Source organism: Sphingobacterium lumbrici (genome assembly GCF_006476045.1).
GTDB lineage: Bacteria > Bacteroidota > Bacteroidia > Sphingobacteriales > Sphingobacteriaceae > Sphingobacterium > Sphingobacterium lumbrici.
Map to the genome: position 1 here is coordinate 1 of NZ_SRZY01000017.1, position 2,254 is coordinate 2,254.

Genomic DNA, 2,254 nt, shown 5'->3' on the forward strand with positions numbered 1-2,254 from the left:
GTATGCGCCCGATGAACTACATATTTGATTGCTCGATACTTTTCTTATAGTTCTGCGGATAGAGATCCTTTAATTTTTTATGGTTGATCGACATGATATTTTGTAGGGTATGTTTTAGCCACTGAAAAGGGTTTACCTCATGTTTTTTGCAGATCGCGAAGAACGAATAGATCATCGCAGCACGCTGTGCTGCCTCATGGCTACCCGCAAAGAGGTAGTTTTTACGTCCCAGCGCTACTGGTCTTATAGCATTTTCAACAAGATTGTTGTCGATTTGTAGACATCCATCATTCAAGTACGCCGATAAAGCGTCCCAACGAGCATAGGCATAGGCCATGGCTTTTCCTATTTGGCTTTTGGGTAGCGTAGATTTTATTTCCTGGAATATCCATTTGCCAAGTTCATTGATGACCGGTAGCGATTTCTCAAGTCGGAGCTCCTTGATCTGCTCGGCCTTCAGCTTGTCTTCCCTGGCTTTTCTTTCCACGGCGTATAGCTGTTGTATCATGACAAGCGCTTTTTCTGCCCTTAATTTATCGTTGTCCAACGCTTTTTCGAACTCGCGCCTGGCGTGTGCCCAACAGGCCAGATGGGTGATCCCTTTTTTCTTACCGTATTTTTCATATACGGCATAGCCATCGGTCTGGAGATAGCCTTCAAAATTGCCCAGGATAGGTAATGGCGCACTGTTGCCCCGGGTAGGGCTATAATTAAAAAGCACGGTTCCATTCAGTGGAGCATGGTAGACCCAATAATACCCTTGATGGGTAGCACCTTTTTTGTCGCTATCCAGTACTTTTATTGGCGTCTCGTCAACCTGCAGGTACCCTTTTGATTTGGTGTCGAAGATGAGCTGGTCGTATAACGGTTCTAGTTTTCCCAGCGCTTGTTTGGTCCATCCTTCGATGGTTGATGATGGGATTTGTATGTTTTCCCGGGCGAAGATCTGCTTCTGACGGTACAGCGGAAGGTGATCCATGTACTTACCGGTCAGGATCAATGCCAGTAGACTTGCTCCCGGGATGCCCTTATCGATTACTCGTTCAGGAAGCTCCCCAAGCCTCACGCCCTCCCCGTTTTTAGCGGCATATTTATAACGGATATACCGTTTAATGTAGAACTTGGCTGGTTCACATTCCAGTTCTTCAGTGATCTCCTTGCCGATGCAGACCATTTCTGATAAGTCACCCTCAGGGTGGATTTCAATTTCCTCTACAGGAAGGTGTGCGGGAAGTTTTGCCCGCCCTTTAGGGTTGGGACGTTTGCGCACATACTCGATCTTTTCTTTGATTTCTTCTTGCTGCTGTTCCACTTGGGCTGACTCAGCTTCAAAGGGAAGAAAAGTCTGATTGGGGTCACCTTCAAAGCGTTCGCGCTTCTGGCCGAACTGCATGCGCTTAAGCATTTCCACCTGCCTCCTTAGGTGGTCTCGTTCTTGAGTGAGGCGGTCAATCTTTTCATCACGGCTGGAAATAACCTTGAGAAGGTCTTCTTTTGAGAGATTTTCCAGCGCTATTTCCATACCTTAAAAGTACGGATAAATCACGGTTCTGGCAAGCGTAAAACCTGTTTTATGGTAATAAAAAACGCTTTTTTCGAATGCTTTTTACCACCTGTATGCCTTCCACCATGAGCACCAGGTCGCTCCATGAAAATTCGCCTTCTTTTACACTGGGAGGTAAAAAGGTTCCACTTTCCAGTCGTTTATAATACAGCACGAAGCCGCCCTTTTCCCAATGCAACAGCTTTATGTGCGTACGGCTACGGTTCAGAAATACAAACACCTCGCCACTGGTAGCTTGGCGTTGCATGCCCGAACTGATCAATCCGCAAAGCCCGTCAAATGACTTCCGCATATCGCAATGTCCGCTAAAAAGATAAAAGCGATGCGATGACCCGAGCGCAAACATCTAATAGATATGAATAAGCTTGGTGATCAGCGAAAGATCCCCATCGGTGCTAACCCTAACACCATTGGGATAAATAACCTCAATCTTTCTCTTCTGATCCATGCTTGGACGGATCTCCGTAAATCTACCTTGATCCTCCTGCTCTGAACTGCGTTTAATCCAATAGCCTAATGTACAAACCTTGATCCCATGGAAGGAACAAAATTCTTTCTGGGTTTGACCACTCTGGCGCCATTGGGCGACTAAGGACAACATTTTATCGCGCTTGCTTTCTATCAAATTCATGCAAGCAAAGGTAATCCCAATAAAAAACTATTTAAATATGTACTTGATAGGCCGGATAC

The 2,254-nt window shown here is 45.7% G+C and carries 3 protein-coding genes; all 3 read right to left on the reverse strand.

Annotated elements, in window-relative coordinates:
- Window positions 1-16 precede the first annotated feature (16 nt).
- The 3 genes from tnpC to tnpA are packed head-to-tail and all read right to left on the reverse strand — an operon-like array spanning window position 17 to window position 2,165.
- Window positions 17-1,522: an IS66 family transposase gene (tnpC, locus tag E4F24_RS05360; RefSeq protein WP_140937645.1), complete on the reverse strand. Its 1,506-nt coding sequence runs from the start codon at window positions 1,520-1,522 to the stop codon at window positions 17-19.
- 49 nt (window positions 1,523-1,571) lie between these two features.
- Window positions 1,572-1,910, reverse strand: coding sequence for an IS66 family insertion sequence element accessory protein TnpB (gene tnpB / locus E4F24_RS05365; protein ID WP_140937646.1), 339 nt, complete (start codon window positions 1,908-1,910; stop codon window positions 1,572-1,574).
- Window positions 1,911-2,165: an IS66 family insertion sequence element accessory protein TnpA gene (tnpA, locus tag E4F24_RS05370; protein ID WP_140937647.1), complete on the reverse strand. Its 255-nt coding sequence runs from the start codon at window positions 2,163-2,165 to the stop codon at window positions 1,911-1,913. It abuts the gene before it with no gap.
- Window positions 2,166-2,254 lie beyond the last annotated feature (89 nt).